The organism is Ideonella dechloratans (assembly GCF_021049305.1).
GTDB lineage: Bacteria > Pseudomonadota > Gammaproteobacteria > Burkholderiales > Burkholderiaceae_C > Ideonella > Ideonella dechloratans.
On record NZ_CP088081.1, the window covers coordinates 1,770,653 to 1,794,163 of the forward strand.

The 23,511-nt window shown below is 70.5% G+C and carries 21 protein-coding genes; 5 read left to right on the forward strand and 16 right to left on the reverse strand.

Going from position 1 to position 23,511, the window contains the following annotated elements:
- Position 1: 1 nt before the first annotated feature.
- The 14 genes from LRM40_RS08280 to LRM40_RS08345 form a co-directional block, all read right to left on the reverse strand.
- Entirely contained in the window at positions 2-514 is a 513-nt protein-coding gene (locus LRM40_RS08280; RefSeq protein ID WP_151124885.1) for an ExbD/TolR family protein, read from the reverse strand.
- Between the two features lie 24 nt (positions 515-538).
- The gene (locus LRM40_RS08285) at positions 539-1,189 is read right to left on the reverse strand and encodes a MotA/TolQ/ExbB proton channel family protein (protein WP_022979401.1); all 651 of its coding nucleotides are present in this window, start codon (positions 1,187-1,189) and stop codon (positions 539-541) included.
- 61 nt (positions 1,190-1,250) lie between these two features.
- Positions 1,251-1,556 carry a hypothetical protein gene (locus LRM40_RS08290; RefSeq protein ID WP_151124886.1) on the reverse strand — a complete coding sequence of 102 codons (306 nt, stop codon included), beginning with the start codon at positions 1,554-1,556 and terminating at the stop codon, positions 1,251-1,253.
- The gene (locus LRM40_RS08295) at positions 1,553-4,804 is read right to left on the reverse strand and encodes a tetratricopeptide repeat protein (protein ID WP_231067794.1); all 3,252 of its coding nucleotides are present in this window, start codon (positions 4,802-4,804) and stop codon (positions 1,553-1,555) included. The genes LRM40_RS08290 and LRM40_RS08295 overlap by 4 nt, the downstream gene beginning before the upstream one ends.
- Positions 4,788-6,869, reverse strand: a complete 2,082-nt coding sequence (locus LRM40_RS08300) for a hypothetical protein (RefSeq protein ID WP_151123930.1) — start codon at positions 6,867-6,869, stop codon at positions 4,788-4,790. Before LRM40_RS08300 ends, LRM40_RS08295 begins: the two co-directional genes overlap by 17 nt.
- Positions 6,866-7,459 carry an AraC family transcriptional regulator gene (locus LRM40_RS08305; RefSeq protein ID WP_211372984.1) on the reverse strand — a complete coding sequence of 198 codons (594 nt, stop codon included), beginning with the start codon at positions 7,457-7,459 and terminating at the stop codon, positions 6,866-6,868. The genes LRM40_RS08300 and LRM40_RS08305 overlap by 4 nt, the downstream gene beginning before the upstream one ends.
- The gene (locus LRM40_RS08310; RefSeq protein WP_151123928.1) at positions 7,459-8,610 is read right to left on the reverse strand and encodes a DUF3570 domain-containing protein; all 1,152 of its coding nucleotides are present in this window, start codon (positions 8,608-8,610) and stop codon (positions 7,459-7,461) included. Before LRM40_RS08310 ends, LRM40_RS08305 begins: the two co-directional genes overlap by 1 nt.
- Entirely contained in the window at positions 8,597-8,836 is a 240-nt protein-coding gene (locus tag LRM40_RS08315) for a DUF4266 domain-containing protein (protein ID WP_151123927.1), read from the reverse strand. Before LRM40_RS08315 ends, LRM40_RS08310 begins: the two co-directional genes overlap by 14 nt.
- A gap of 15 nt (positions 8,837-8,851) precedes the next feature.
- Positions 8,852-9,352, reverse strand: a complete 501-nt coding sequence (locus tag LRM40_RS08320; RefSeq protein WP_231067795.1) for a TlpA family protein disulfide reductase — start codon at positions 9,350-9,352, stop codon at positions 8,852-8,854.
- A 9-nt stretch (positions 9,353-9,361) separates the two neighbouring features.
- The gene (locus LRM40_RS08325; protein WP_151123925.1) at positions 9,362-9,994 is read right to left on the reverse strand and encodes an outer membrane beta-barrel domain-containing protein; all 633 of its coding nucleotides are present in this window, start codon (positions 9,992-9,994) and stop codon (positions 9,362-9,364) included.
- Between the two features lie 12 nt (positions 9,995-10,006).
- Positions 10,007-10,846: an SH3 domain-containing protein gene (locus LRM40_RS08330; RefSeq protein ID WP_170288859.1), complete on the reverse strand. Its 840-nt coding sequence runs from the start codon at positions 10,844-10,846 to the stop codon at positions 10,007-10,009.
- 5 nt (positions 10,847-10,851) lie between these two features.
- Entirely contained in the window at positions 10,852-11,451 is a 600-nt protein-coding gene (locus LRM40_RS08335) for a hypothetical protein (protein ID WP_170288858.1), read from the reverse strand.
- Positions 11,448-14,438, reverse strand: a complete 2,991-nt coding sequence (locus tag LRM40_RS08340) for an HzsA-related protein (RefSeq protein ID WP_151123922.1) — start codon at positions 14,436-14,438, stop codon at positions 11,448-11,450. The genes LRM40_RS08335 and LRM40_RS08340 overlap by 4 nt, the downstream gene beginning before the upstream one ends.
- Positions 14,435-15,370 (reverse strand): FAD:protein FMN transferase, encoded by a 936-nt coding sequence (locus LRM40_RS08345; protein WP_151123921.1) that lies wholly within the window; start codon positions 15,368-15,370, stop codon positions 14,435-14,437. Before LRM40_RS08345 ends, LRM40_RS08340 begins: the two co-directional genes overlap by 4 nt.
- Before the next feature lie 616 nt (positions 15,371-15,986).
- Here LRM40_RS08345 and alaS point away from each other — a divergent pair.
- Together alaS and LRM40_RS08355 are read left to right on the forward strand one after the other, a co-directional pair.
- Positions 15,987-18,626, forward strand: coding sequence for an alanine--tRNA ligase (gene alaS, locus LRM40_RS08350; protein WP_151123920.1), 2,640 nt, complete (start codon positions 15,987-15,989; stop codon positions 18,624-18,626).
- 91 nt (positions 18,627-18,717) lie between these two features.
- Positions 18,718-19,236 (forward strand): DUF1993 domain-containing protein, encoded by a 519-nt coding sequence (locus tag LRM40_RS08355; RefSeq protein ID WP_151123919.1) that lies wholly within the window; start codon positions 18,718-18,720, stop codon positions 19,234-19,236.
- A 12-nt stretch (positions 19,237-19,248) separates the two neighbouring features.
- Here the strand turns inward: LRM40_RS08355 and LRM40_RS08360 are convergent, their stop codons facing one another.
- Both LRM40_RS08360 and LRM40_RS08365 read right to left on the reverse strand, forming a co-directional pair.
- A complete protein-coding gene (locus LRM40_RS08360) occupies positions 19,249-20,529 on the reverse strand; it encodes an NAD(P)/FAD-dependent oxidoreductase (RefSeq protein WP_151123918.1) in 1,281 nt (426 codons plus the stop codon).
- A gap of 136 nt (positions 20,530-20,665) precedes the next feature.
- Positions 20,666-20,875, reverse strand: a complete 210-nt coding sequence (locus tag LRM40_RS08365) for a hypothetical protein (protein ID WP_151123917.1) — start codon at positions 20,873-20,875, stop codon at positions 20,666-20,668.
- A gap of 166 nt (positions 20,876-21,041) precedes the next feature.
- Here LRM40_RS08365 and LRM40_RS08370 point away from each other — a divergent pair, with 166 nt between their 5' ends.
- From LRM40_RS08370 to dut, 3 genes are read left to right on the forward strand one after another with little or no spacing between them, the layout of a single operon-like run.
- Positions 21,042-21,800 carry a YecA/YgfB family protein gene (locus LRM40_RS08370; RefSeq protein WP_170288857.1) on the forward strand — a complete coding sequence of 253 codons (759 nt, stop codon included), beginning with the start codon at positions 21,042-21,044 and terminating at the stop codon, positions 21,798-21,800.
- A 30-nt stretch (positions 21,801-21,830) separates the two neighbouring features.
- Entirely contained in the window at positions 21,831-23,051 is a 1,221-nt protein-coding gene (coaBC, locus tag LRM40_RS08375; protein ID WP_151123916.1) for a bifunctional phosphopantothenoylcysteine decarboxylase/phosphopantothenate--cysteine ligase CoaBC, read from the forward strand.
- Positions 23,048-23,497 (forward strand): dUTP diphosphatase, encoded by a 450-nt coding sequence (gene dut, locus LRM40_RS08380; RefSeq protein ID WP_022981394.1) that lies wholly within the window; start codon positions 23,048-23,050, stop codon positions 23,495-23,497. Before coaBC ends, dut begins: the two co-directional genes overlap by 4 nt.
- Positions 23,498-23,511: the final 14 nt, after the last annotated feature.

Genomic DNA, 23,511 nt, shown 5'->3' on the forward strand with positions numbered 1-23,511 from the left:
GTCAGCCTCCGTGGGCCGCGGCGGGGGTGCCGCGCGGCGCGTCGCCGATGGAGATGGCCGGGAACAGCTCGGCCTTGACGACCTTGCCGTCCTCGCGGGCGGTGCGGCCCTCGCGGGTGGCGTCCATCACCTTGACCAGCAGTTCATAGGGCGTGTCGGGCTGGGCCAGGATGGTGGCGTCCTTCTGCTCGGGGTACTTGGCCTTGACCTGCATGACCACCGCGTTGAGCGCCTTCAGGTCGGGGCCCTGGGCCGTGTGCGGGATGTGCTGGATCAGGCCGCCCACGCGGTCGCCCACGTCCAGGGCGTCCGGGCGGATGACCACCTCGAGCTGCAGGTGGTCGACCTTGAGCTGCTCCACCCCGGCGGACTTGGCCGGCAGCGACAGCTCCAGCACCGCCAGCCGGGTGAACACCGCGGTGGACAGCAGGAAGGGCACGAGCACCACGATCAGGTTGATGAAGGCCGTGACCTCCAGCGCCGCCGGTGTCTTGCGCAGGCGTCGGACTCGCATGTTGCGCTTTCTCGGGCCGGCCGCTCAGCGGCTGCCGGCTTCGGGGGCCAGGCGCTGCACCAGGTTCAGGAAGCTGATCTTGGCGGCTTCCAGGCCGTCGACGATCTCGCCGGTGCGGGCCTGCAGGAAGGCATGGATGAGCAGGAAGGGGATGGCCACGCCCAGCGCGAAGGCGGTGTTGTTCATGGCGATGGAGATGGAGCCGGACAGCAGCTCGGCCTTCTCGGCCGGGTTCACCTGGGCCACCGCCGTGAAGGCCTTGATCAGGCCCGAGATGGTGCCCAGCAGGCCCACCAGCGTGATGACGTTGGCGAAGGTGGCGATGTAGTGGGTGCGCTTCTCCAGGCGCGGCACGATTTCCATCATGCCTTCCTCCATCGACGCGTCGATGTCCTCGCGCTTGCGCGAGCTCTGCAGGCGCTGCAGGCCGTTGCTCACCAGCTTGCCCAGTGCGGCGTCGCTCTTGCTGGCCACGCTGTAGACCTCCTTCCACTGGGCCTGCTGCAGCATGGGCTGCACCTGGGCCCAAAGGGCGCTGTTCTCGCGCCGGGCGCGGCGCAGGAAGATGAAGCGCTCGATCGCGATGCTCAGCCCGATGGCCATGATGGTCAGGCTGGGGATGATGAACAGGCCGCAGTCCTGGAAGAACTTGACGATGGATTCGAAGGTGGTCATGGCGGGGAACTCCGGGGGCGCGATGCGTGGGGAAAGGGTCGAAGAGGAAATGGGGGCGGGTTCAGGGCGCGGGGGCCGATGCGGCGGTGGCCGCGGCCGTGAAGCGCTCGTTGCGGCGGAAGACCTCGCGGTCGATCGGCGAGAGCACCTCGTCGAGCACGCTGGCCGGGGGCTTGCCGGCCAGCGGATCGGTCAGCGGCTTCTTCCAGGGCACGAAGTACAGGACCTTGGGCAGCTCACGGTTGCCGATGATCTTGCTGGGCGCCACCTCGGCCTGGTCCTGGGCATGGGCGCTGGAGGTCAGCATCGCCAGGGGCAACAGCAGGCCGAGGCCGAGGGCCAGTGTGAGCGAGGGATGCGAGGTCATGGGGTGGTCTCCTTGGCGGGCGCGGAAGCAGCCTTCGGGGCGGCTTCTGCGGCGGCAGAAGGGGCGGCGGCGGGCGCCGCGGGCTTGGGCAGGCGGCGCTGCACCTCGGTGATCCATTTGCCGACCTGGGCGTCGGCGCCCAGGCCCTGCGCGGCGGCCTGCGTCTGGTACTGCTGGTACCAGCGCAGGGCCTCCTCGGGCGAGCCCAGGTAGAGGTCGTTGAGTACGCCCAGGTTCAGGGCCGCAGCGGCGCAGCTGCTGTCGGTCTTCAGGGCCTGCGCCCAGGCCTGTCCCGCAGCCACGAAGTTGCCGTCCTGCCGGGCGGCCAGACCCTGGCGGGTCAGGGCGGCGCCAGCCCCGCAGGGCGCCTCGCGCTCGGCCTTGGCCCAGCGGGCCGGGCGCAGCGTGCGCAGGGCGTCGAAGCTCTGGCGCACCCAGCGGTCGTACAGGCCCTGCGGCGCCCGGGCGGCATTGGCTTCGTGCAGGCCGATGGCCTTTTCCTCGAAGGGATAGGCCTGCTCCTCCAGCATCACGTCGTACTGTTCGCGTTCGAGCTTGCTGAGCTTGCGGGGGCGCTCGGAGTCCATCAGCGCGCGGCCGAAGTCCTGGTACAGCGCGGCGGTGCGGAAGGTGGCGGCGGTGACGGCCTCGGCCGTGCCGTAGTCGGCCACGCGGGCGTAGGCCTGCAGGGCCGTCTCCAACCGGGCCTTCTTGCTGGCCAGGCTCTTCTGCAGCGGCTCCTTGAGCGCCACGGCGCGGAAGGCCTCGCCGTCCTCGTCGGCCAGGGCCAGCGCGGCCAGTGCCGCCAGGCTGCGGCTGCGCTCGGTGCGGGCGGCGCCGCCCGCGGCCTCGGCCTGCACCAGGGTGCGCTGCCATTGGCGTTCGCGCGGGGTCTGTCCGTCCGCATGGGCCAGCAGCACCAGGTGGTTCAGGGCCTCCACGGCTTCGGGCAGGGGCTGCGGGTGGGCGCGCCAGTAGGCCTCCCAGCTGCGGGCGGCTTCGGCGCGGGCGCGGGGCGGGGCGCCGGGGGCGGCCTGGGCCTGGTCGGCCCACTGGGCGGCTTGCCAGCGGGCGGCCCGGGCGCGCTCGGGGTCCGTCTCGTTCTGCGCGATGCGCTCGGCCTCGGCCGCGGCGTCGGCCCAGCGGCCCTGCTCGCTGTAGGCCAGGGCCAGCTTGGGCGGCACCTGGGCCTGCAGGGCGTCGCGCGGGAAGCGCTGGCGGAAGTCCTCCAGCAGCTGGCTGGCACCGGCCCAGTCCTTCAGCGCCAGGCGCTGGGTGGCGGCGTCGAACTGCGCGGCCACCCGGGCGCTGGCCTCGGGGGTCTCGGTGGTGACGCGGGTGAACAGCTCGGCGGCGCGCCGGGTGTCGCCGGCTGTGCGGGCCTGCTCGCCCTGTTTGTAGAGCGAGGCGGCCAGGCGTTCGGTCAGGTCGCGTCGGCTGGCGTCGGCGGCCGGGGTCAGGGCCAGGGCCTCGCGGGTGTAGCGCTCGGCCTCGTCGAAGGCACCGTCCTCGAAGCGGGTGTGGGCCAGCACGTTCAGTGCGGTGCGGCGCTGGGCCTCGGGGGCGGCGGGCTGGCGCTGCAGCAGGGCCAGCGCGGCCGCATTGGCGCCGGGGGCGTCGCCCAGGCGGTACAGCGTCTCGGCGGCGTGGGCCTGCACGGCCGGGGCGCGGCTGTCGGCGGGGAAGGCCTGGGCGAAACGCAGCTCGCTGGCCACCTGGTCCCGCTCCAGCGCCGGGCGGTTGGCCTGCGGGGCGGCCTTCACCAGCTCGGCGCGGGCCAGCACGGCGGCGTAGCCAGCCTCGGTGCGCCGGGCCGGCGCCATGCCCGCGGGGCTGGGCTTGTCGGTCGGAGTGTCTGGTGTGTCCGGCGTTTGAGCCGGGTAGGCCGTCTGTTCGTAGGCCAGGGCGGCTTCGTCGAAGCGGCGGGCCTCGAACAGCAACTCGGCCATCAGGAAGCGGTTCTCGGCCGTCTCCGGATGGTCCGGGAAGTCGGTCAGCAGGGTGCGGTACCACTGCACGGCCTGGGCCACGTCGGCCGGCGCATGGCTTTGCTGCGCCTGGGCGTGGGCCTGCCGGGCCAGCTCGGCCAGGTGCTCGCGCACCTGGGGCTGGGCGTCCTGCCAGGCCCCGGGGTTGGCTTGGCGGTAGGGGCCGCGCGCGCCGTAGCGGGTCACGAAGTCGACCTTGACCCGCTGGGCCTGCTGGGCAAAGCCGGCCTGGGCGTAGATGCCGATCACCTCGTTCTGCAAGGCGGGCGCCTGGGCGTCCTCGGGCCGCAGCCGGGTGAAGGCCAGCAGGGTGTCGGCCGCGTCCTTGGGGCGGTCCTGCTGCAGGTAGAGCGCCGCCAGCCGCCGGTACAGCCGCACCTGGTAGTGCTGGCGCGCCGGGGTGGCGGTGACCGGTGGGATGCTGGCCGCGCCTTGCAGGTTCTCCAGCGTCAGGCTGACGACGCGGAAGCTGTCGTCCAGCAGCTCGCGGTCGGCCCGGCTCAGGCTGTCGAGCTGTTCCAGCGGCACGGCCGGGTCCTGGTCGGCCAGCTTGCCGTCGAGCACCCCCAGAAAGGCCTCGAGCGCGCCGTCGAGCTGGCCCTGCTTGAAGCGCGACCAGCCCTGCATGTAGAGCGCCCGGTCGTGGAAGACGGTGGGCTCGGGACGGGCCAGCACGGCGCTGTAGGCCTGCTCGGCCGCCGGGTACTGGCGGGCGGTGAACAGCAGCTCGCCGCGCCGGAACTGGACCTCGTCCAGATAACGGGTGGCGGGGTAGCTGGCCACCAGGCGGTCCAGCGTGGCCAGCGCGGCCTCTGGCTCGCCATCCAGTTCGTGGGCGCGGGCCAGCTGGTAGAGCACGCGGTCGTTGTCCGGGGCCTGGGGGTAGGCCTTCAGGTAGGCCTGGTAGCTGGCGATGGCCTCGCGGTGGCTGGCCTGCGGCGCCGAGGCGCCGGTGTCGGCGGCCAGCGCGCTGTCGCTGCGGTCCATCTCCAGGTCGCCCAGGCGGCGCAGGGCCTGGGCGCGCTGGCGCGGGTTGGGCTGGGCCGCCAGCAGGGCGCGCCAGGCGGCCAGGGCCTGGTCCTCGGTGCTGCGCAGCTTGCCGGTCTGGATGGCCGGGGGCGTGCGCTCGGCCAGGGTGCGCAGGGTGGGTTCGTCGTCGCCCGCCGGGCGGGACGACCACAGGCTGCAGCCGCCCAGCCAGGCGACCGAGAGGGCAGCCGCCAGGGTCGTCAGGTGGCGGGGCTCAGGGCGTCGGGGCATGCTCGGGTTCCGTCGATGCGTCACGGCCGCGATCCAGCAACTGGGCCAGGGCGTAGCGGGCCTGCTGGGCATAGCCGGCCAGGCGTTCCTGCTGTTGCCGCAGGCCGTCCTGGGCCATCCGGCTCAGGGCTTGAGCCTGCTGGGCGCTGGCCGTGGCCAGCGGGGCCTGCAGGGCCTGGATGCGGCGGGACAGTTCGTCGATGCGCTGCTGGAACTGCACGAAGCGCTGGGCCTCGTCGCGCGCGGCCTGGTCCAGGGCCTGGCGGGCGGCCTGGGCCTGTTGCAGACCCTGGGCACTGTCCCCCAGGGCCTTGCGGGCGGCCCAGCGGCGCTCCGGGTAGGCCTGGCTCAGGTCCCAGGCCAGCAGGCCCTGCAGGACGCGCAGGCGTTCGGCGGCGTCCTGCAGCGTGGCGGCGGGCGCGTCCGGGCTGGCGGGCGCGGCCTGCAGTCGGGCCAGGGTGTCGCGGGCGCGGTCGGCCCGCTGCAGCAGGGCGCGCTGGGCCGCGTCGGCAAAGGCGCGGCCATCGGCGTCCGCCTCGGCCTGGGCCAGTTCGCCGTCGAGCTGCTGCTGGCGCGGCAGCAGCGCGGCCGGGTCCAGTTGCTGGCGCTGGCTGGCCACGTCGGGCAGGCGCTCCAGGAAGGCCTTGCGGCGTTCGTCCAGCATGGTGCGGTAGACGGCCAGGGTCTCCTGCCAGGCGGCCAGGTTGTCCTGCAGGAAGCGCAGGTCGCGCCAGGTCTTGAAGCTCTCCTGGAAGGCGTGGCCGGCCAGGGCCGGGGCCAGCAGGCGCAGGTGCGGCAGGTGGTGCACGTCCTCGGCGTTGCGGAACCAGGCCATCTCCACGCCCGGGTTGCGGGCCAGCAGTTCGTCCAGCCAGGCCGGGTCGTCCAGCGCGGCGATGGCCTCGCCCAGGCGCTGGTCTTCGTCCTGGTAGCTGCCCAGGGCCGACTGGTAGCCGTCGCGGGCCTGGGTGTCGGCCCCCAGCTCGGCCAGGGCGTAGGACACCGCCAGGCGGGCCTCCTGCACGGCGGGCTGGGAGGGGTCGCGCTGGGCCAGCTCGGTCCAGGACACCAGGGCCAGCTTGGGCTGCTTCAGGCCCAGGGCGGCCCAGCCATAGCCCAGCAGGGCCTTGTCCGAGCTGGGGCCCTTCAGGCGGATGCGTTCCAGGTACTGGCGGGCCTGCTCGGGCGCCTCGCGCTGCAGGGCGGCGTAGCCCAGGGCCAGGTTGGCCTGGTCGCGCAGGGCGCGCTGCTCCTCGTTGGCCGCGGGCATCTGGCCCAGTTCGTCCAGCCAGCGGGTGCCGCCGGTCGCGTCGCCCTGGCGGATCAGGGCGATGCCCAGGTTGTAGCGGGCGAACAGCCGGGCGTCGGCATCGTTGGCGGCCAGCGGGTCCGGGCCGCTGAAGGGGGCCAGCACCAGAGAGGTGAGGCGGGCCAGCAGGCCCGGACGCGGCGGCGGGTTGTCCTCGTCCACCGGCGCAGGTGCGGGCGGGCGGGGCTTGTCGGCGCTGGCCAGCGGGGTCAGGGCTTCGGCCGCCAGGGCGGGTTGGGCCAGGGCCAGCTTGACCTGGGCCTGCAGCAGGCGCCGGTCGTCGTCGAGTGCGCCGGGCAGCTCGCCCTGGATGTGGGCCAGGGCGGCATCGGCGGCCTGCGGCTCACCCCGGGTGTAGCGCACCCGGGCCAGGTAGTACCAGGCGCGGTTGCGCACCTCGGGCGTGGCGCCGTGGTCGATCAGGCGCTCGAAGACCTGGCCGGCCTCGCGGTGCATGCCGTAGGACAGCAGCAGGCCGCCGCGCAGCACCTCGGCCTCGTCGGCGTGCACGCCCAGGCGGTCGAACTGCTGCGAGACCATCAGCGAAGTGAGCGCGGTGAAGGTCTGGTCCTGGTGGAAGTGGAACAGCACCTCACCGTAGTGCGGTGCCCGCACCACATGCTCGGGCTCGGGCGGGTCGGAGGCGGCGCGCGCCGGGCCGGCCAGGCCCAGGCAGGCCCACAGCTGGCCCGCCACCAGCAGGGTGGCCAGCAAGGGGCCGGGGCGCCGGGGCGCGGAGGAACTCGGGTGTGTCACGGCCAGACTTTGACGTCGAACTCGGGCTGCAGCTTGCCCAGGGCATCGCGCACCTTCAGCTCGATGTTGCGGGTCTCGCTGCCCTTGTCGAACTGCAGCGTGGTGCCGCGCTTGTAGTCGCGCTCGTGCGGGCCCTGGCCGGTGAAGAAGGCGGTGATCTCGTGCGGGCCGCTGCGCAGGTTGCCCACGAACAGGCGCTGCACGCCGCCGCGGTGCAAGGCCTTGACCTCGGCCGGGGTGTAGAGGTGCTGGGCGACCAGCTTGTCATCCACTTTGACCTGCACCGACTCCAGCATGAACAGCTTGCCCACGTCCATCGAGACGAAGACGTTGACCTGGGTGCTGGCCGGGTAGAGCAACTCTTCCTCCAGAGCCAGCAGGTCGCGGTTGAGCGTGATCACCTCGCGCTTGAGGTCTTCGGCACGGGCGTCGAGCGCGGCGTCGCTCGGCAGGGGAGCCGAGGCGCTGGCGGCCGGGGCCGGGGCCGGCGCGGCGGATGCGGCATCGGCGGGCGGGGTCTGGGCCCGGGCGGACAGGCTCAGGCCCAGGGCGAGCAGGGCGGTGCCCAGCAGGAGGTGGAGTCGTCGCATCAGAACTTCCCAGTGAGGAGCAGCTGCAGGTTCTGCCCGTTGAAGTGGTAGAGCTGCCCGGTGCGGATGTCGGTGAACTCGCTGTAGTGGAAGCTCAGCAGCTCGAGGTTGGCGTTCAGCTGCAGGCCGTAGCGCTGGGCGGTGTCGCCCGGCAGCGTGTAGCTGAGCTTGCCGGCCAGCGCGTAGCTGTTGAAGGCGCTGAGCTGGCGGTTGCGGGTGACATAGAGGGTTTCGCTCTGCGCGTTGTCGCTGAAGAACAGGGCGGCGCCCTGGTGGTTCAGGCGCAGGGCCACGTCGCCCAGCCAGTCCGGGCCGAAGTGGCGGGTGTAGCCCAGCTCCAGCGTGTGGGCCTGCACCGCCCAGGTGTCGCGGTAGTAGCGGTAGGACGCCCGCACCGCGCTGCGGTCGCTGGCGCCCTCGTCGCTGATGTCGCCGATCACCCGCAGCTGCAGCGCGCGGGCGGTGCGGGTGCGCGGCATGCGCTCGGGCACATAGGCGCCGAACACCCGCGCCACCCGGTAGGGGTTGCCCAGGTAGCCCTCGTCGGCGATGGCCTCGCCGTTGACCGAGGCGATCCAGCGCGGGCTCAGGATCTGGGTCAGGCCCAGGCGGTACTGCCAGTGGCGCGCGTGGTCGAAGTAGCCCGTTTCACCGTGGCGGCCCACGTCGTCCTGCCCCAGCGTGAAGCCCAGGGCCACGGTGCTCATGCCGCCGAAGACATCCTGCGAGACATCCAGGTTGGCGGCACTGGCCACGTAGTCGGGCTCGGTGCTGCGCGAGACGCCCAGGTGCATCAGCGTGTCCTGCTCGACATGGTCCACGCCCAGGCCCCATTCCACGCGGTTCTCGCGGAAGGGGCTGGCGGTGGTCACCACGTCGATCGAGGCGTTGCTGACCATGTCCACATAGACGCTGCCGGTCAGCGAGACCTTGTCGGCCACGCTCTTGCGCACCAGCAGGGCCGGGCCGTAGGCCTTCACACCACCGCCGTTGTAGAGGTGGATCAGCGCCTCCTCGTGGTCCTGGGGCAGGTCCACCGCACGGGCGGCCGGGGCAGCCAGCGCAGTCAGGCCCAGCAGCTTGAGCAGGGGGGCGGCCACGGCCCAGAGGGCGCGGGCCCAGCGCGGCCAGCGGGGGTCAGTTGCAGCCACAGCCACCCCCTTGCACGCCGGTGGCGCCGCGGGCGCCCTCGCGCACCGAGTAGACGTGGTCGCGCTGCTTGTCGGCCAGGACCTCGCGCGAGAACTGCATCATCGGGTCGGCCAGGCGCTCGCGCTCGTAGGGCTTGACCCAGGGCTCGGTGCTGCAGCCGCCGCAGACGCCGGCCAGGGCCAGTCCCAGCAGCAGCAGCGCACGCGGCTGGGGGGAGGGGGGCATGGGCACAGGCATGGCTCAGTCCTTCAGCAGCTCGCGGATCTGCTGCTCGTAGGTGGCGATGAAACCGTCGCGGTAGCCGCGGTGTAGGTAGCGCACGCGGCCGTCGCGGTCGATCAGCACGGTCGAGGGCATGGCGCTGAGGTCATAGGCCTTGCTGACCTGCTTGTCGCTGTCGAGCAGCACCGGGAAGGCCACGCCCAGCTTGTCGGCCATGGCGCCGGCGGCCTTGGGGTCGTCGTCCACGCTCACGCCCAGCAGGGTGAAGCCGGCCGACTGGTACTTGCGGTAGAGCCGGTCGAGCTGGGGCATCTCCTCCCGGCAGGGACCGCACCAGCTGGCCCAGAAGTTCAGCAGCACCACCTGGCCACGCTGCTCCTTCAGGCGCAGGTTGGGGCCGTGCAGGGCGCGCAGGGTGAAATCCGGGGCGGTGCCGCCTGGGGCGGGCGTGGCCGCCTGGGCGGCAGTGAAGGACAGGAGACCCAGCGAGGACAGGACCAGGGCACGGCGCAACAACATGGGCATGGCTCAGAACAGGAAGGAGGCGCCGGCGGTCAGCTCGAGGTTGTGGGTGCTGTCGCGCTTGCCCAGCAGGTCCAGCGAGAACACGTGGTCGCGCAGGTCCACCCGCAGCGCGAAGCTGTCGTTCCAGTACACCTTGGTGCCCAGGCCGAAGTTGAAGGTCTGCTGGCGCTGGCCGTTGAAATGGGTGGTGCCGGCGCCGGCGATCAGGTAGAGCTGCGAGGGCAGGGCGTGGTCACGCCCGAGGAAGACCTCGCCGGGCAGCACGTTCACACCCACCGACAGATCGCTGTAGCTGAGCTTGTTCTCGCCCGGCGTGAAGACGCCGCCCGGCAGCACGCGCTTGAAGGCGTCGTCGCTCACCGTGGTGCGGCCGTAGGCGGCCTCGACGAAGAAGTCCTCGGTGATGTGGTAGCCCAGGCGTCCGCCCACGGCGATGCTGCTGCCGAAGTTCTGGGTCGAGTAGGGACCGAAGAACAGACCGACTTCGAAGTCGTTGGAGGGGAAGCGTGGCACCCGCACGTCGCGGCGGTCGATCTGCGGCTGCACGGGGGCTTCGCTGGCGGCGTCGGCCGCCTGGCTGACCAGGGGAGCAAGCAGGGGCGCGGCCAGCAGCAGGGGAAGGAGGGAGCGTCGCATGGTGGGGCGGGGTCAGAAGAAGAAGGAGAGGCCGGCGTTGTAGGCGCCGTAGTCGGAGGTCTTGGCGTCGGAGAGGAAGGCCGTGGTGAGTTCGAAGTCCAGCCGGGCGACGAAGCGCTCGCTGAGGTGGTACTTGACGCCCAGCGTGACCATGCCCAGGTTGGCGTCGGTGGTGTGGGCGTCGATCAGGCTCTTGTTGGGCACGTTGTGGAAGCGACCGACGCCCACGCCGAAGAAGGGCGAGAGGCGCTGCTTGAACCAGGGCTCGGTCAGCAGGGCCACATGCCACAGGCTGGTGCCGGCATAGACGCCCTGCACCTGGCTGGAGGCCAGCTCCACGCTGAGCGTGTCGGACAGGCGGTAGCCGCCCCAGAGCTTGATGACCGGCTCCGAATCGAAGCGGCCGAAGGTGGCACCCATCTCGACGCGCCGGCGCAGGTAGTCGTCCAGCACCACCTCGCGGAAGGTCTTGCGGTCGCCCGAGGCGGTGAGGGTGCTGGCCAGCTGCTCGCGGTTCATCCAGCCGATCTTGCCGTCCTCGGTGCGCACCTTGTACCAGTCGGTGTGGCGCAGCACGATGGTGATCCAGCCCTCGCGCTCGACCACATGGAACACCGGGTAGCCGCGACCCGGGCCGGTGTGCAGTTCGACGAAGGGCGCGGTGACCTGCAGTCGCTCCTGCGCGTCCAGGCCTTCCGGCTTGGGCGGGAACCAGCGGTCCAGGATGCCGGGCGCAGGCGCCGCCTCGGCGGGGGGCGCCGCGCCGGCGTCCTGTCCCCAGGCGGGCGCGGTCTGCAGGGTCAGCAGCAGGGCCGACAGCAGGGCAGTGGCGAAGGCGTGGGCGGTGCGCATGGGCCTCATTGGGTGTTGCAGCTGCCGGTGGCCGGATCGGCCGGGGTGAACATGCTGTAGGTGGCGGTGCTGAACTCGTCCTGGCCTTCGGGGGCCGGGTGGTCGATCCAGTAGCGGATCAGCACGGCCACCGGGTCGTTCTCGCTGGCCAGGATCTGGCCGCCGCCGTGCAGCACGCCGCGCACCAGCGGCTTGTTGAGCAGCCGGCTCTCGGCGGAGTTGCCCGGCACGCTCGCGCCCATGGCGGAATAGAAGTTCTTGTAGATGTCGCTGGCGCGGATGGTGTCAGCCGAGGCGGAGAGGTCCACCATGCTGGCCGTCTCGATGATGCGCAGCGCGCCGCCGGTGCCGTTGGCATTGGAGTGGCAGCCACCGGCGGCGCAGGTGGCGGTGCCGCCAGCGGGCGTGGCGATGGCCTGGACCAGCAGCGGCTCGATGCACTTCTGGTAGTAGGCGAAGGAGAGCTTCTCGCCACCGGTGCCGGCGGGGTTCTGCACATCCGAGGGGTTGCCCAGCGGGTTGCCGCCGCCGCAGCCGCTCAGGCCCAGGGTCGCGCCCAGCATCAGGCCGGCCAGCGCCAGAAGGGGGGAGGGAGACTTCATCATGGGGTGGGGCAGCCGGTGGCGATCCACTGGACGATGGTGGCGAAATCGGTGCCGCCGGCCGGCAGGACCGGGGTGGTCTGGCCGGTGGCACCGCTGGGGTGGGGGATGGTGGACGGCTTGCTCAGCAGGGTGTTGCTGGCGGGGTTGCAGGTGTCCGAGATCATCGTCAGCGTGACGTTGTAGTCCCCCTCCGGGTCGCCGGTCAGCACGAAGCGGTTGTGGATGAAGGACTTGCCCGCGCCGCTGCCCACGCCCATGTGACAGTAGGTGGCGCAGGTGCTGTTCAGGATGGGCAGCACCTTGGCCTCGAAGCTGTCCAGGCTCAGGGTACTGATGGTTCGCACGCCGGCGTTGGCGTTGAAGGGGTCGTTGTAGTACTTGCCCCCCAGGTCCATCCATTCGGCCAGCAGGCGCTTTTCCGCCGCGTTGAGCATGCCGGCATGGTTGACCGTGGTGGGGGTGGGGTGGGCGGTCTGCGCGTCGGCCGAGGACATCAGCAGCTGACCCGCCAGGATCTCCATCAGCCGGCTCTTGCGGGCCAGGCCCAGGGCGTCGCCTTCGCTGGCATCGGTGTTCACCAGCGCGGGCTGGCGCACCACTTCTGGCACACCGTCCTTGAGCTGGGTCTTGGGCAAACCGGTGCTGGGGTCGATCACCGGGTCGCCGATCAGCAACTCGTCATAGGAGGCCAGGCGGCCCGAGCCGGCCACGGTGCCCAGCAGGTTCAGACCGGCGCTGGCGTTGTGGCAGTTGGTGCAGGTGTTGCTGCCCCGGTTGCGGGTCCACAGCGGCTGGATGTGCTCCGGGTAGTTGATGATGCCGTTGGTGGGCACGGGCGTGGCCAGATCCTGGCTGGGATCGGTGTTGCCGGTGTAGCGCAGGCTGATCGGCGCGCGGGCGCTCACGCCGGCCTGGGTGGTGTCGGCCCAGACATCCTGGTAGATCAGGTCGGACACCAGCTTCAGGGCGTTGGCATCCAGCCGGGTGCGGGTGGAGGCCATGGTCTCGCCCGAGAGGTGGGCCGAGGCCAGGGCGCTGCGCAGGGCCGAGGGCATGGTGTCGACGATGCTGCCGCTGTTGAGCGAGGCGCCGCGGCGCGGGCTGTGGCAGCCGTCACAGGTGCGGCGCTCACCCGGGCGGATCTGGATCCAGTTGGTGTGGGTCTGGAAGGCGCGGCCTTCCGAATCCACCACAGCCAGCCCGATCGGGGTGTCGGCCGGCACCACCAGCTTGAAGGAGCCGTCGGGCTCGATCGGCGCATAACCCAGGATCTGCTGCGGCTCGAAGTTGGTCTCGCCGATGGCCTCGCGCAGGTTCATGGTGTTGGCCGGCGGTGCCACGGCGCGCACCGCGCGCACGAAGCGGGCCGGCGAGCAGCCATAGGCGCTGTCGGCCGGGTTCTTCATGCGGATCAGGTCGGCCACCTGGGGCCGGGTGTCCAGCGCATCGGTGGGGGTGGTCTTGGCGATGGCGGTGGTGCAGCCGCTCTTCAGGTCGGCGGCGCCCAGCACCGCGTCGCCCATGCGGCCCAGGCCGTCGGTGTCATAGACGCTGCGCACCTCCAGCAGGCCCAGGTTCTGGGCCGCCAGATCGGCGTCCACATTGGTGGCCTCCACCGTGTGCGGCTCGGTGCGGGCCTGCAGGGCCACCGGGTCGATGTACATGAAGCCCGCGGGCGGGGCGGCCACGACCAGCCAGGTCTGCTGGGCCGGATCGAACATGTAGATGGCATAGTGCGGCGGCACGTTGTCCTGCACCGTGTCGGCGGCCAATTCCTCCTTGGTGCGGTCGGTGGTTTCCAGCCGGGCGATCTCGTCGCTGCTCAGCTTGGCACAGGGCGTGACTTCTCCGTTGCGGGTCACTTCGCAGGGCTTGTAGGCCAGCAGCAGGCGGTTGGTGCCGTCCCACAGCGGGTAGGGGGTGTTGACACGGCCGTAGCGCGAGAAGCCGCGGTCCATGTTGAGTTCCTGCGCGGTCAGCTGCTGTTGGCCGCCGGTGGTGGGCACCGTCGAGTTGGCCGGCGTGTTCTGCTCGGAATAGTTGGCCGCGTCGATCAGCAGCAGCGCGCCGCCTTCCTTGGTGCGCTGCAGGGGCATGGCGTCGGTGGACAGGTAGCCGGCGTACTTGCCGGACGGGTCCATGTCGCGCGGATGCAGGTAGGTGTTGCCTTCGCTGTGGGCGCCGTAAAGCACGAACATGTCCGTGCCATCGGGCTTCATGCGGAAGACCTTGAAGTGGTTGCGGTCGCCCACGTGGTCCCAGCGCGAGAACATGATGTCGCCGTTGGGACGGATCACCGGGCTGCGGTCGTGGCTCTGGTTGAAGGAGATCTGGGTGATGCTGCCGCCGTCGGCATCCATGGTATGCAGGTTGAACACGCGCTGGCGCTCGTACTCGTCCAGTGCGTAGTAGCTGCGGCCCAGGGCCTGGTCCAGATGGGACTTGGTCTGGCGGTTGGACGTGAAGACGAAGCCACGGTGACCCGGCAGGTAGACCGGGTCCACGTCGTCATCGGTGGTGGAGGCGGTCAGCCGGCGGAAGCTGCCGCCGGTGAGTCCGCCGCTGCTCATGTCGTATTCCCAGAGGTTCCAGCGGCCGGTGCAGGCGGCCACGCCGTCGATCTTGGAGGTGTTGCTGCTGGGGCAGCGCATGGCGAACACCACCTTCTTGGCGTCGTAGGACACCTCGGGCCCGGACACATCACCCTTGCCCTGGGTGAACTGCTGGGTCAGGTTGTGCTCCGGGGCGCTGGGCGAGGACTTCTCGCGCAGCATCAGGTCCCCGCCGGGGGCAAAGGGGGCGCCATCCGTGGGGTTGAGGTTCAGGGTGTCCGCGCGCTTGACGTAGACCAGGGGCACGTCCCCCGCAACGGTGGCGGTGCCGCTGCCGCTGGTGCTGCCGGAGCAGCCGGCCAGCACGCCCAGGGCGGCCAGCAGGCCGGCCGCAGCCAGCCGCAGGCTCGGCGGGAGAGGGTGGATGGGCTTCATGGTGCGAGGTCTCCCCGGGATGTGGTGGCGGCGGCCGCAGCCCCCGCGGTCAGCGGTTGGGCCAGGCCCTCGCTGACATGCATGGCGCCCTGGTCGTCAATCACGACGGCATCGACATCGGGCAAGGTGTGGATCAGGGCCAGGCCGCGCGTGGGGCCCAGCACGAAAACGGTCTTGGACAGACCTTCGCAAGTCAGGCCATCGGGCGCGAGGATGGTCACGCTGCGCACACCGCGGGCGGATTCGCCGGTGCGCGGGTCCAGCAGGTGGTGGTGGCGCACGCCGTCGCGCTCGAAGAAGCGCTCGTAGTCGCCGGAGGTGGAGATGGAGACGTCCTCCAGCGGCAGCACGGCCACCACGCCGCCTTCGCGGCGCGGGTCGCGGATGGCCACGCTCCAGGGGCGGCCGTGCCGGTCGCCCAGCACGTGGCTGTCGCCGCCGGCGGAGACCATGGCGTGGCGGATGCCCTGGGCGCGCAGCAGGGCAATGGCGTTGTCCACCGCGTGCCCCTTGGCAAAGCCGCCCAGGTCGATGCGCATGCCGGGCCGGGCAAAGCGCAAGGTGCCGGCGGCGCGGTCCAGCAGCAGGCCGCGCCAGCCGATGGCTGCGCGGGCCTGCGTCAGGGTGTCGGTGTCGGGGGCCTGGCCGGTGCGGTAGTCGTAGTGCTGGCCCACCGCGGCAAAGCTGATGTCGAAGGCGCCTTCGGACAGGGCGGAGAAGGTCAGCGCCCGGTCGATCAGCCGGGCCATCTCCGGGCTCAGCGGCACGGCTTGCCGGGCGGCCTCCCGGTTGATGCGGGAGAGCTCGGAGTCCGGACGGTGCGGGCTCATGCAGCGGTCGATCCGGTGCATCTCGTCCATCACCAGCCCCAGGGCCTGCTCGGCCTGGGCGGGGCTGTCGGCCCAGAGTTCGGCGGTGATGGCCGTGCCCATGATGGCTTCCTCGCGACGGAACCAAGCCGGGCCTGCCGGCGCCGCAGGACCGGACGTGCGTCGTAAGGCGGTGGGCAGCCAGTCGCGCAGCGTCACGATACTGCCCGCGGGTGCATCGGGGTGGGGCAGGCCGCCCGGGCTTGCCCGAGCCGCGTGGCATCGGTTGCGTCGGCCTGACGCAACAGGTGTGTGCGGCCCATGCGGCCCCTCCGAACGTGGCCGGCCCGGACGCTGTGGGTGCATGGGCGCGGCTGTACTGCCTGGTGGTGGGCCGTTGACCCACCGCGTGGTGTCCTGCCTGTTTGTGCCGGCAGGTGTCCGCGAATGTAGGGAAAGACCGCGCCGGCGCTCGCGGTACTCGTAACAAGACGTTTGGTGGCCGATCGCCATCCTCCCCGGTTTTCACCGGCGAAGGCGCGGCCCGGGGGCGGAGTGCTTGTTACAAATTGGGGCGAATGCGACACAGGCCGGCGGGGTGCCCGCCAGAAGGTCGCGCCGGCGGCCTGTGTCGAGGGCGGAACCTATAATGAAAGGTTCCATTTCATCCCCTCGGGTGCTCGGCCGCGTGAGGCCGCATGCACCCAGTCGGAGGGGTCCACTTTCTCGAAAGTTCCGGATGAAAGCCGCCGAGATCCGCCAGACCTACCTGAAGTTCTTCGAGAGCAAGGGGCACACGATCGTGTCGTCCAGCCCGGTGGTGCCGGGCGACGACCCCACGCTGCTGTTCACCAATGCCGGGATGAACCAGTTCAAGGACGTGTTCCTGGGCTTCGACAAGCGGCCCTACAGCCGGGCGACCACGGCGCAGAAGTGCATCCGCGCCGGCGGCAAGCACAACGACCTGGACAACGTCGGCTACACCGCGCGGCACCACACCTTCTTCGAGATGCTGGGCAACTTCTCGTTCGGTGACTACTTCAAGCACGACGCGATCAGCTACGCCTGGGAACTGCTGACCCAGCACTTCAAGCTGCCGGCCGACAAGCTGTGGGTGACCGTCTATTCCGAGGACGACGAGGCGTACGAGATCTGGAACAAGGTGGTGGGCGTGCCCGCCGAGCGCATCGTGCGCATCGGCGACAACAAGGGCGGCCGCTACATGTCCGACAACTTCTGGATGATGGGCGACACGGGCCCCTGCGGCCCCTGCACCGAGATCTTCTTCGACCATGGCCCCGACGTGGCCGGCGGCCCTCCGGGCAGCCCCGATGAAGACGGTGACCGCTACATCGAGATCTGGAACAACGTGTTCATGCAGTTCAATCGCACCGAAGACGGTGTGATGCACAAGCTGCCCAAGCCCTCGGTGGACACCGGCATGGGCCTGGAGCGCATTGCCGCGGTGCTGCAGCACGTGCACTCGAACTACGAGATCGACCTCTTCGTCGCGCTGATCGCAGCGTCCAAGGCCGCGGTGGAAAGCGCCGGCGGCGCCGACATCGATCCGGCCTCGCCCAGCCTGAAGGTCATCGCCGACCACATCCGCGCCTGCTCCTTCACCATCGTCGACGGCGTGATCCCGGGCAACGAGGGCCGCGGCTATGTGCTGCGCCGCATCGCCCGCCGCGCCATCCGCCACGGCTACAAGCTCGGCGCGCGCACCCCGTTCTTCCACAAGATCGTGGCCGAGCTGGTGAACCAGATGGGCGAGGCTTATCCGGAACTGCGCCAAGCCCAGGCCCGGGTGACCGAGGTGATCCAGCAGGAAGAAGAGCGCTTCTTCCAGACCATCGAACGCGGCATGGAGATCCTGGAAGGCGCCCTGGCGGCGATGGAAGCCGCGGGGGCCAAGCAGCTCGACGGCGAGACCGCCTTCAAGCTGCACGACACCTATGGCTTCCCGGTGGACCTGACCGCCGACGTCTGCCGCGAGCGTGGCGTGACGGTGGACCAGGCGGGCTTCGACGCCGCCATGGCCCGCCAGCGCGAGCAGGCCCGTGCCGCCGGCAAGTTCAAGATGGCCGCCGGCCTGGAATACAGCGGCGTGCCCACCGCCTTCCACGGCTACGAACACCTGGTCTGCGAGACCTCCAAGGTGGTGGCTGTCTATGTAGACGGCACGTCGGTGCCCGAAGCCCAGGCCGGTGACGACGCCGTCATCGTGCTCGACCACACCCCGTTCTACGCCGAGTCCGGCGGCCAGGTGGGCGATGCGGGCGAGCTGCGCAACGGTACGACCCGCGTGCTGGTCGAGGACACGATGAAGATCCAGGCCGATGTCTTCGGCCACCATGGCCGTGTCGTCGAAGGTTCGGTCAAGGTCGGCGATGCCTTCGTGGCCAAGGTGGATGCCGAGCGCCGCGCCAAGACCGTGCGCAACCACAGCGCCACCCACCTGATGCACAAGGCCCTGCGCGAGGTGCTGGGCGCCCATGTGCAACAGAAGGGCTCGCTGGTGACGCCCGAGCGCACCCGCTTCGACTTCGCCCACACCGCGCCGATGACGGCCGAGGAGATCCGCAAGGTCGAGGCCATCGTCAACGCCGAGATTCTGGCCAACGCCCAGGCCAAGGCCGAGGTGATGGGCATCGACGACGCCCAGAAGAGCGGCGCGATGATGCTGTTCGGTGAGAAGTACGGCGACACCGTGCGCGTGCTGAGCATCGGCAGCTCCAAGGAGCTGTGCGGTGGCACCCACGTCAAGGCCACCGGCGACATCGGCCTGTTCAAGGTGGTGGTCGAAAGCGGTGTGGCCGCCGGCATCCGCCGCATCGAGGCGGTGACCGGCGACAACGCGCTGGCCTATCTGCAGGGTCTGGAAAGCACCGTGGGCCAGGTGGCCAGCACGCTCAAGGCCGCGCCCAGCGAGCTGGAGCACCGTGTGAGCGCCGTGCTGGAACAGGTCCGCACCCTGGAAAAGGAAGTGGCCGCCCTCAAGGGCAAGCTGGCCTCGGCCCAGGGCGACGAGCTGCTGTCGCAGGCGGTGGACGTGAAGGGTCTGAAGGTGCTGGCCGCGACGCTGGAAGGAGCCGATGCCAAGACCCTGCGCGAGACCCTGGACAAGCTCAAGGACAAGCTCAAGAGCGCTGCCATCGTGCTGGCGGCGGTGGACGGCGGCAAGGTGCAGCTGGCCGCGGGCGTCACGTCCGACAGCATCGGCAAGGTCAAGGCCGGCGAGCTGGTGAACTTCGTGGCCCAGCAGGTGGGCGGCAAGGGCGGCGGCAAGCCCGACCTGGCCATGGCCGGTGGCAGCGATGCCGCGGCCCTGCCGGCGGCGCTGGCCTCGGTGCAGGCCTGGGTGGCCGAGCGGGTCTGATCACCGCGGGGGCAAAAGCCCCTGTACCGGGTGGCCTCGGTGAGGGCGGCTTAGCATGCCGCCTGCCAACCACAACCTCCCGGAGACCGAGATGTCGATCACCCTGGGCAGCACCGCGCTGCCCGTCTTCACCACCGCGCTGACCAACCTGGGTCATCTGCTGGACAAGGCACAGGCCCATGCCGAGGCCCGCAAGTTCAGCCCCGACGTGTTCTGCGCGATGCGCTTCGCGCCGGACATGCTGCCGTTCACGGCGCAGATCCGCATTGCCTGTGACGCAGCCAAGAACGGCAGTGCGCGGCTGGCGGGCATCGAGGCCCCGAAGTTCGAAGACAACGAGACCACCTTCGCCGAACTGCGTGAACGGGTGTCCAAGACCTTGGCCTGGCTGGCCACGCTGCAGCCGGCGCAGATCGACGGCCGGGAGGCCGCCGAGATCACCTTTCCGGTGGGCCGCGACGCCACCCGCACGCTGAGCGGCCAGGCCTATCTGCTGCACTGGGCCATTCCCAACATCTTCTTCCACGTCACCACCGCGTACGACCTGTTGCGCCAGGCCGGCGTGCCGCTGGGCAAGGCCGACTACCTGGCCGGGCCCAACGCGGGTTGAGGCCGGGTGGGCTCAGTGCAGCTTGAGGCGGCCGGAGACGCGCCGCTGCAGCAGCCGCACCAGGGCCAGCACCATGGTGTCGATGGTGCCGATGATGGCGCGGTGGTGGTTCAGGTGCAGGGACATGTACATCCACTTCGCGATCAGCCCCTCGACGAAGAAGTTGCGGCCCGAGAGCCCGCCCATCAGGTTGCCCACGCCCTTGTTCTCGCCCAGCGAGACCAGTGAGCCGAAGTCGCGGTACTGGAAGGGGGCGCTGACCGGACGTTCCTTCAGCAGGCCCAGCAGCACCTGCTTCAGGTAGCTGGCCTGCTGGTGAGCCGCCTGGGCGCGGGCCGGCACCAGGCGGCCGCTTTCCCATTCGCAGGCGGCGCAGTCGCCCATGGCGTAGATGCCCTCGGCCGAGGTGCGCAGCTGTGCATCCACCACGAACTGGTGGGAGCGGTTGGTCGTCAGGCCCAGGCGCTCGTTGCTGTCGGCGGCCTTGATGCCGGCTGCCCAGACGATCAGGTCGGCCGGGATGCGGCCCTGGTCGGTCACCAGCGCATCGGCCTCGATGGCCTGCACCCGGGTGCTGGTCAGCACCTTGACCTGCTTGCGCTGCAGCGCCACCTGGGCCTGGTGGGAGATCTTCTCGGGCAGGCCGGCCAGGATGCGCGGCGCGGCCTCGACGATGGTGATGTCCAGCCGGAAGCGCTGTTCCTTGCTTAGGCCCTCGGTCAGCTCCTGGTGGGCCTCGATCAGTTCGGCCGACAGCTCCACGCCCGTGGCGCCTGCGCCGACGATGGCCAGCGACAGCAGCTTGCCCTCGGAGAAGGCCGTCCGCACGAAAGCCGTGAGCAGACGCTGGTGGAAGCGCTCGGCGTCCAGCGTCTGCTCCAGCACGTAGGCGTGCTCGGCGCCCGGGGTGCCGAAGAAGTTCGATCCGCTGCCGATGGCCAGCACCAGCCAGCGGTAACTGATGTGCCGTTCCGGCACCAGCACCTGTCCCTGAATGTCCAGCACTGGCGCCAGGGTGATGTGCCGCTTCTGGTGGTCAACGCCGCCCAGTTCGCCCAGCGTGAAGCTGAAATGGTTGCGCCGGGCCAGGGTGGTGTAGGACAGGCCCTCCTGGTGGGCATCGAGCGTGCCGGCCGCCACTTCATGCAGGGTGGGCTTCCAGATGTGGAAGGAGGCGCGGTCGATCAGCAGGACCTTTTCCTGGCCGCTGTGCCGGCCCAGGGTCCGGCCCAGCGAGGCGGCCAGTTCGAGGCCGCCGGCGCCGCCGCCGACGATGACGATGTCGTAGTGCATGGTGTGGGTGGGAAGTGCCGGTCTGATGACTGCAAGTCTCGCACCATGCGGGGCGGGACGTTCAGGCCGCAGGTGAGTGGCCCGGGGCCGGGACCCGCTCCATGCCAGGGGTGCGCCACAAGGGCCGGCGCTGGGGTTACTCGCGCTGCATGACGTCGATCATGGCTTCCCGCAACTCGCAGCGCACATCCCAGGCCGCGGACGAGTTGGCCGCGGTGACCAGGGCGCGCAACGGCATGGCGCGTTCACCCGCCTCGGTGACCTGGCGCATTGCCAGGCGCCGATCCCACAGCGGAGAGGCTTCGCACACCCGCTTCAGGACTTCGCGCCATGGAGCCAGGGGCATCCGGCAGTCCACCCACAGGAACACGGTGCCAATCAGTTCAGCACTTTGCCAAGGGTTCCCCCGCCAGGCCGGGCCACCGGGGCGGCGGCGACTCGCGCATGGCTGCGGGACGTGCGACACTGCCGGGCCCTGAGTTTTCCTGGAGACACCGATGGCGGCGCCCCGCATGAGCACCGAACAAGAGATCGAGGCGCTGGACGCGCTGTGCCAGCGCATGGCCGGCTTCGAGGACGGCGTCTCTCTGGAATGGTTGGACGGCTACATGACCGCCCTGATGTCCGGTCCTCGCCGTCTGTCGCTGGACGAGTGGCTGCCGGTGATGGCCGAGGGCGTCTTCGAGCGCGCCTTTGCCGACCCGGCCGATGCCCAGGCCGCGCGCGAGGCCATCCAGGCCCGCTGGGATGTGCTGGCCAACCAGCTGGACCCCGAGGAGATCCTGGACGACACCGACGTGCTGCGCCTGGCGCCGTTGATGATCGAGCTGACCGAGGAGGACAAGCAGCGCCTGGTCGAGGAAGGGCATGTGAAGGCCGATGAGCTGCACATGCTGGAGCAGACCGGCGAGGTCTGGGCCCTGGGCTTCATCGACGCCACGCGCGATTTCCCGCAGGATTGGCCGGAGCCGGACGCCGAGACCGAGGAGGGGCAGCTCTTCGAGGAATGCATGACCCGGGTGGTCACGCTGACGATGACGCCCGAGGAAGTCAAGGAAGTCTGCGACGAGCTCTACGAGGGTGAGGAGCTCACCCGCGACGAGCTGATCCACGAGGCCCTGTACGCGGCGCAGGACATGCGCCTGTACTGGCTGGACCATGCCCCCAAGCCGCCGCAGCGCAGGGTGGGTGATCTGCCGGGCCGCAACGACCCGTGCCCCTGCGGCAGCGGCAAGAAGTTCAAGAAGTGCCACGGCGCACAGATGCAGTGATCGGTACCGCGAGCGATCTGGATCTCGGAAATGAGTGAGCGACAAGATCTGGCGGGCCGGCACATCGTGCTGGGTCTGTCCGGCGGCGTGGCCTGCTACAAGGCTGCCGAGCTGACCCGTGAGCTGGTGAAGGCCGGCGCCACGGTGCAGGTGGTGATGACCGAGGCCGCCGAGGCCTTCATCACCCCGGTGACCATGCAGGCCCTGTCGGGCCGTGCCGTCTACACCAGCCAGTGGGATGCGCGCCCGGGCAACAACATGGCGCACATCAATCTCTCGCGCGAGGCCGACGCCATCCTGATCGCCCCGGCCAGCGCGGACTTCATCGCGCGCCTCGTGCAGGGGCGGGCCGACGAGCTGCTCTCGCTGCTGTGCCTGGCGCGCCCCATCGAGCGGGTGCCGTTGCTGGTGGCGCCGGCGATGAACCGCGAAATGTGGGCCCACCCGGCCACCCAGCGCAATGTGGCGCAGCTGCGGGCCGATGGCGCCACCGTGCTGGGCCCGGCCGCGGGCGACCAGGCCTGCGGCGAGGTGGGCGACGGCCGCATGCTGGAGCCAGCCGAGCTGCGCGACGAGCTGATCGCCTTCTTCCAGCCCAAGCTGCTGGCCGGACGCAGGCTGCTGATCACCGCCGGCCCCACCTTCGAGGCCATCGATCCGGTGCGTGGCATCACCAACCACTCCAGCGGCAAGATGGGCTTTGCCATCGCCCGCGCCGCGCAGGAGGCCGGGGCCGAGGTGACCCTGGTGGCCGGCCCGGTGCACCTGCCCACGCCGCGCCATGTGCGCCGCGTCGACGTCCAGAGCGCGCAGCAGATGCATGACGCTGTGCTGCCATTGGCGGCGCAGCATGAGGTGTTCGTCGCCACCGCCGCGGTGGCCGACTGGCGCCCTGCGCAGATGAACGCCCACAAGATCAAGAAGGACGGCAAGAAGGTGGCGCCGACCTTCGAGCTGACCGAGAACCCGGACATCCTGGCCGCGGTGGCGGCGCTGCCGCAGGCGCCGTACTGCGTGGGCTTTGCCGCCGAGAGCGAACATCTGCTGCAGCACGCCCGCGAGAAGCTGCTGCGCAAGAAGGTGCCGCTGATCGTGGGCAACCTCGGCCCGGCCACCTTCGGCCGCGACGACAACACCCTGGTGCTGGTGGACGCCGATGGTCACCGCGAGCTGCCCACCGCCGACAAGCTGAGCCTGGCCCGCGCCCTGGTGCGCGAGCTGGCCGAACGACTGAAGACCTCCGCCGAATGACGACGATCGATGTGAAAGTGCTGGACCCGCGCATGGCGGACCAGCTGCCCGCCTATGCCACCCCCGGCAGCGCCGGCCTGGACCTGCGCGCCTGCCTGGACCAGCCGCTGGAGCTGGCCCCGGGGCAAGCTGCGCTGATTCCCACCGGCCTGGCCGTGCACATCGGGGACCCGGGCCTGGCGGCCATGCTGCTGCCGCGCTCGGGCCTGGGCCACAAGCATGGCATCGTGCTGGGCAATCTGGTGGGGCTGATCGATTCCGACTACCAGGGCCCGCTGATGGTGAGCTGCTGGAACCGCGGCAGCGCGGCGTTCACCGTGCAGCCCATGGAGCGCATCGCCCAGATGGTGATCGTGCCGGTGGTGCAGGCGGCCTTCCGCCGCGTGGAGTCCTTCGAAGCCAGTGACCGCGGCACTGGTGGTTTCGGCTCGACCGGCCGGGGCTGAGCCCGGCCGCCGCG

Coding starts and splice junctions, on each gene's coding strand:
- LRM40_RS08280 (WP_151124885.1), bottom strand. CDS start 514: ATGCGAGTCCGACGCCTGCGCAAGACACCGGCGGCGCTGGAGGTCACG.
- LRM40_RS08285 (WP_022979401.1), bottom strand. CDS start 1,189: ATGACCACCTTCGAATCCATCGTCAAGTTCTTCCAGGACTGCGGCCTG.
- LRM40_RS08290 (WP_151124886.1), bottom strand. CDS start 1,556: ATGACCTCGCATCCCTCGCTCACACTGGCCCTCGGCCTCGGCCTGCTG.
- LRM40_RS08295 (WP_231067794.1), bottom strand. CDS start 4,804: ATGCCCCGACGCCCTGAGCCCCGCCACCTGACGACCCTGGCGGCTGCC.
- LRM40_RS08305 (WP_211372984.1), bottom strand. CDS start 7,459: ATGCGACGACTCCACCTCCTGCTGGGCACCGCCCTGCTCGCCCTGGGC.
- LRM40_RS08315 (WP_151123927.1), bottom strand. CDS start 8,836: ATGCCCCCCTCCCCCCAGCCGCGTGCGCTGCTGCTGCTGGGACTGGCC.
- LRM40_RS08320 (WP_231067795.1), bottom strand. CDS start 9,352: ATGTTGTTGCGCCGTGCCCTGGTCCTGTCCTCGCTGGGTCTCCTGTCC.
- LRM40_RS08325 (WP_151123925.1), bottom strand. CDS start 9,994: ATGCGACGCTCCCTCCTTCCCCTGCTGCTGGCCGCGCCCCTGCTTGCT.
- LRM40_RS08330 (WP_170288859.1), bottom strand. CDS start 10,846: ATGCGCACCGCCCACGCCTTCGCCACTGCCCTGCTGTCGGCCCTGCTG.
- LRM40_RS08335 (WP_170288858.1), bottom strand. CDS start 11,451: ATGATGAAGTCTCCCTCCCCCCTTCTGGCGCTGGCCGGCCTGATGCTG.
- LRM40_RS08340 (WP_151123922.1), bottom strand. CDS start 14,438: ATGAAGCCCATCCACCCTCTCCCGCCGAGCCTGCGGCTGGCTGCGGCC.
- LRM40_RS08345 (WP_151123921.1), bottom strand. CDS start 15,370: ATGGGCACGGCCATCACCGCCGAACTCTGGGCCGACAGCCCCGCCCAG.
- alaS (WP_151123920.1), top strand. CDS start 15,987: ATGAAAGCCGCCGAGATCCGCCAGACCTACCTGAAGTTCTTCGAGAGC.
- LRM40_RS08355 (WP_151123919.1), top strand. CDS start 18,718: ATGTCGATCACCCTGGGCAGCACCGCGCTGCCCGTCTTCACCACCGCG.
- LRM40_RS08360 (WP_151123918.1), bottom strand. CDS start 20,529: ATGCACTACGACATCGTCATCGTCGGCGGCGGCGCCGGCGGCCTCGAA.
- LRM40_RS08365 (WP_151123917.1), bottom strand. CDS start 20,875: ATGCCCCTGGCTCCATGGCGCGAAGTCCTGAAGCGGGTGTGCGAAGCC.
- LRM40_RS08370 (WP_170288857.1), top strand. CDS start 21,042: ATGAGCACCGAACAAGAGATCGAGGCGCTGGACGCGCTGTGCCAGCGC.
- coaBC (WP_151123916.1), top strand. CDS start 21,831: ATGAGTGAGCGACAAGATCTGGCGGGCCGGCACATCGTGCTGGGTCTG.
- dut (WP_022981394.1), top strand. CDS start 23,048: ATGACGACGATCGATGTGAAAGTGCTGGACCCGCGCATGGCGGACCAG.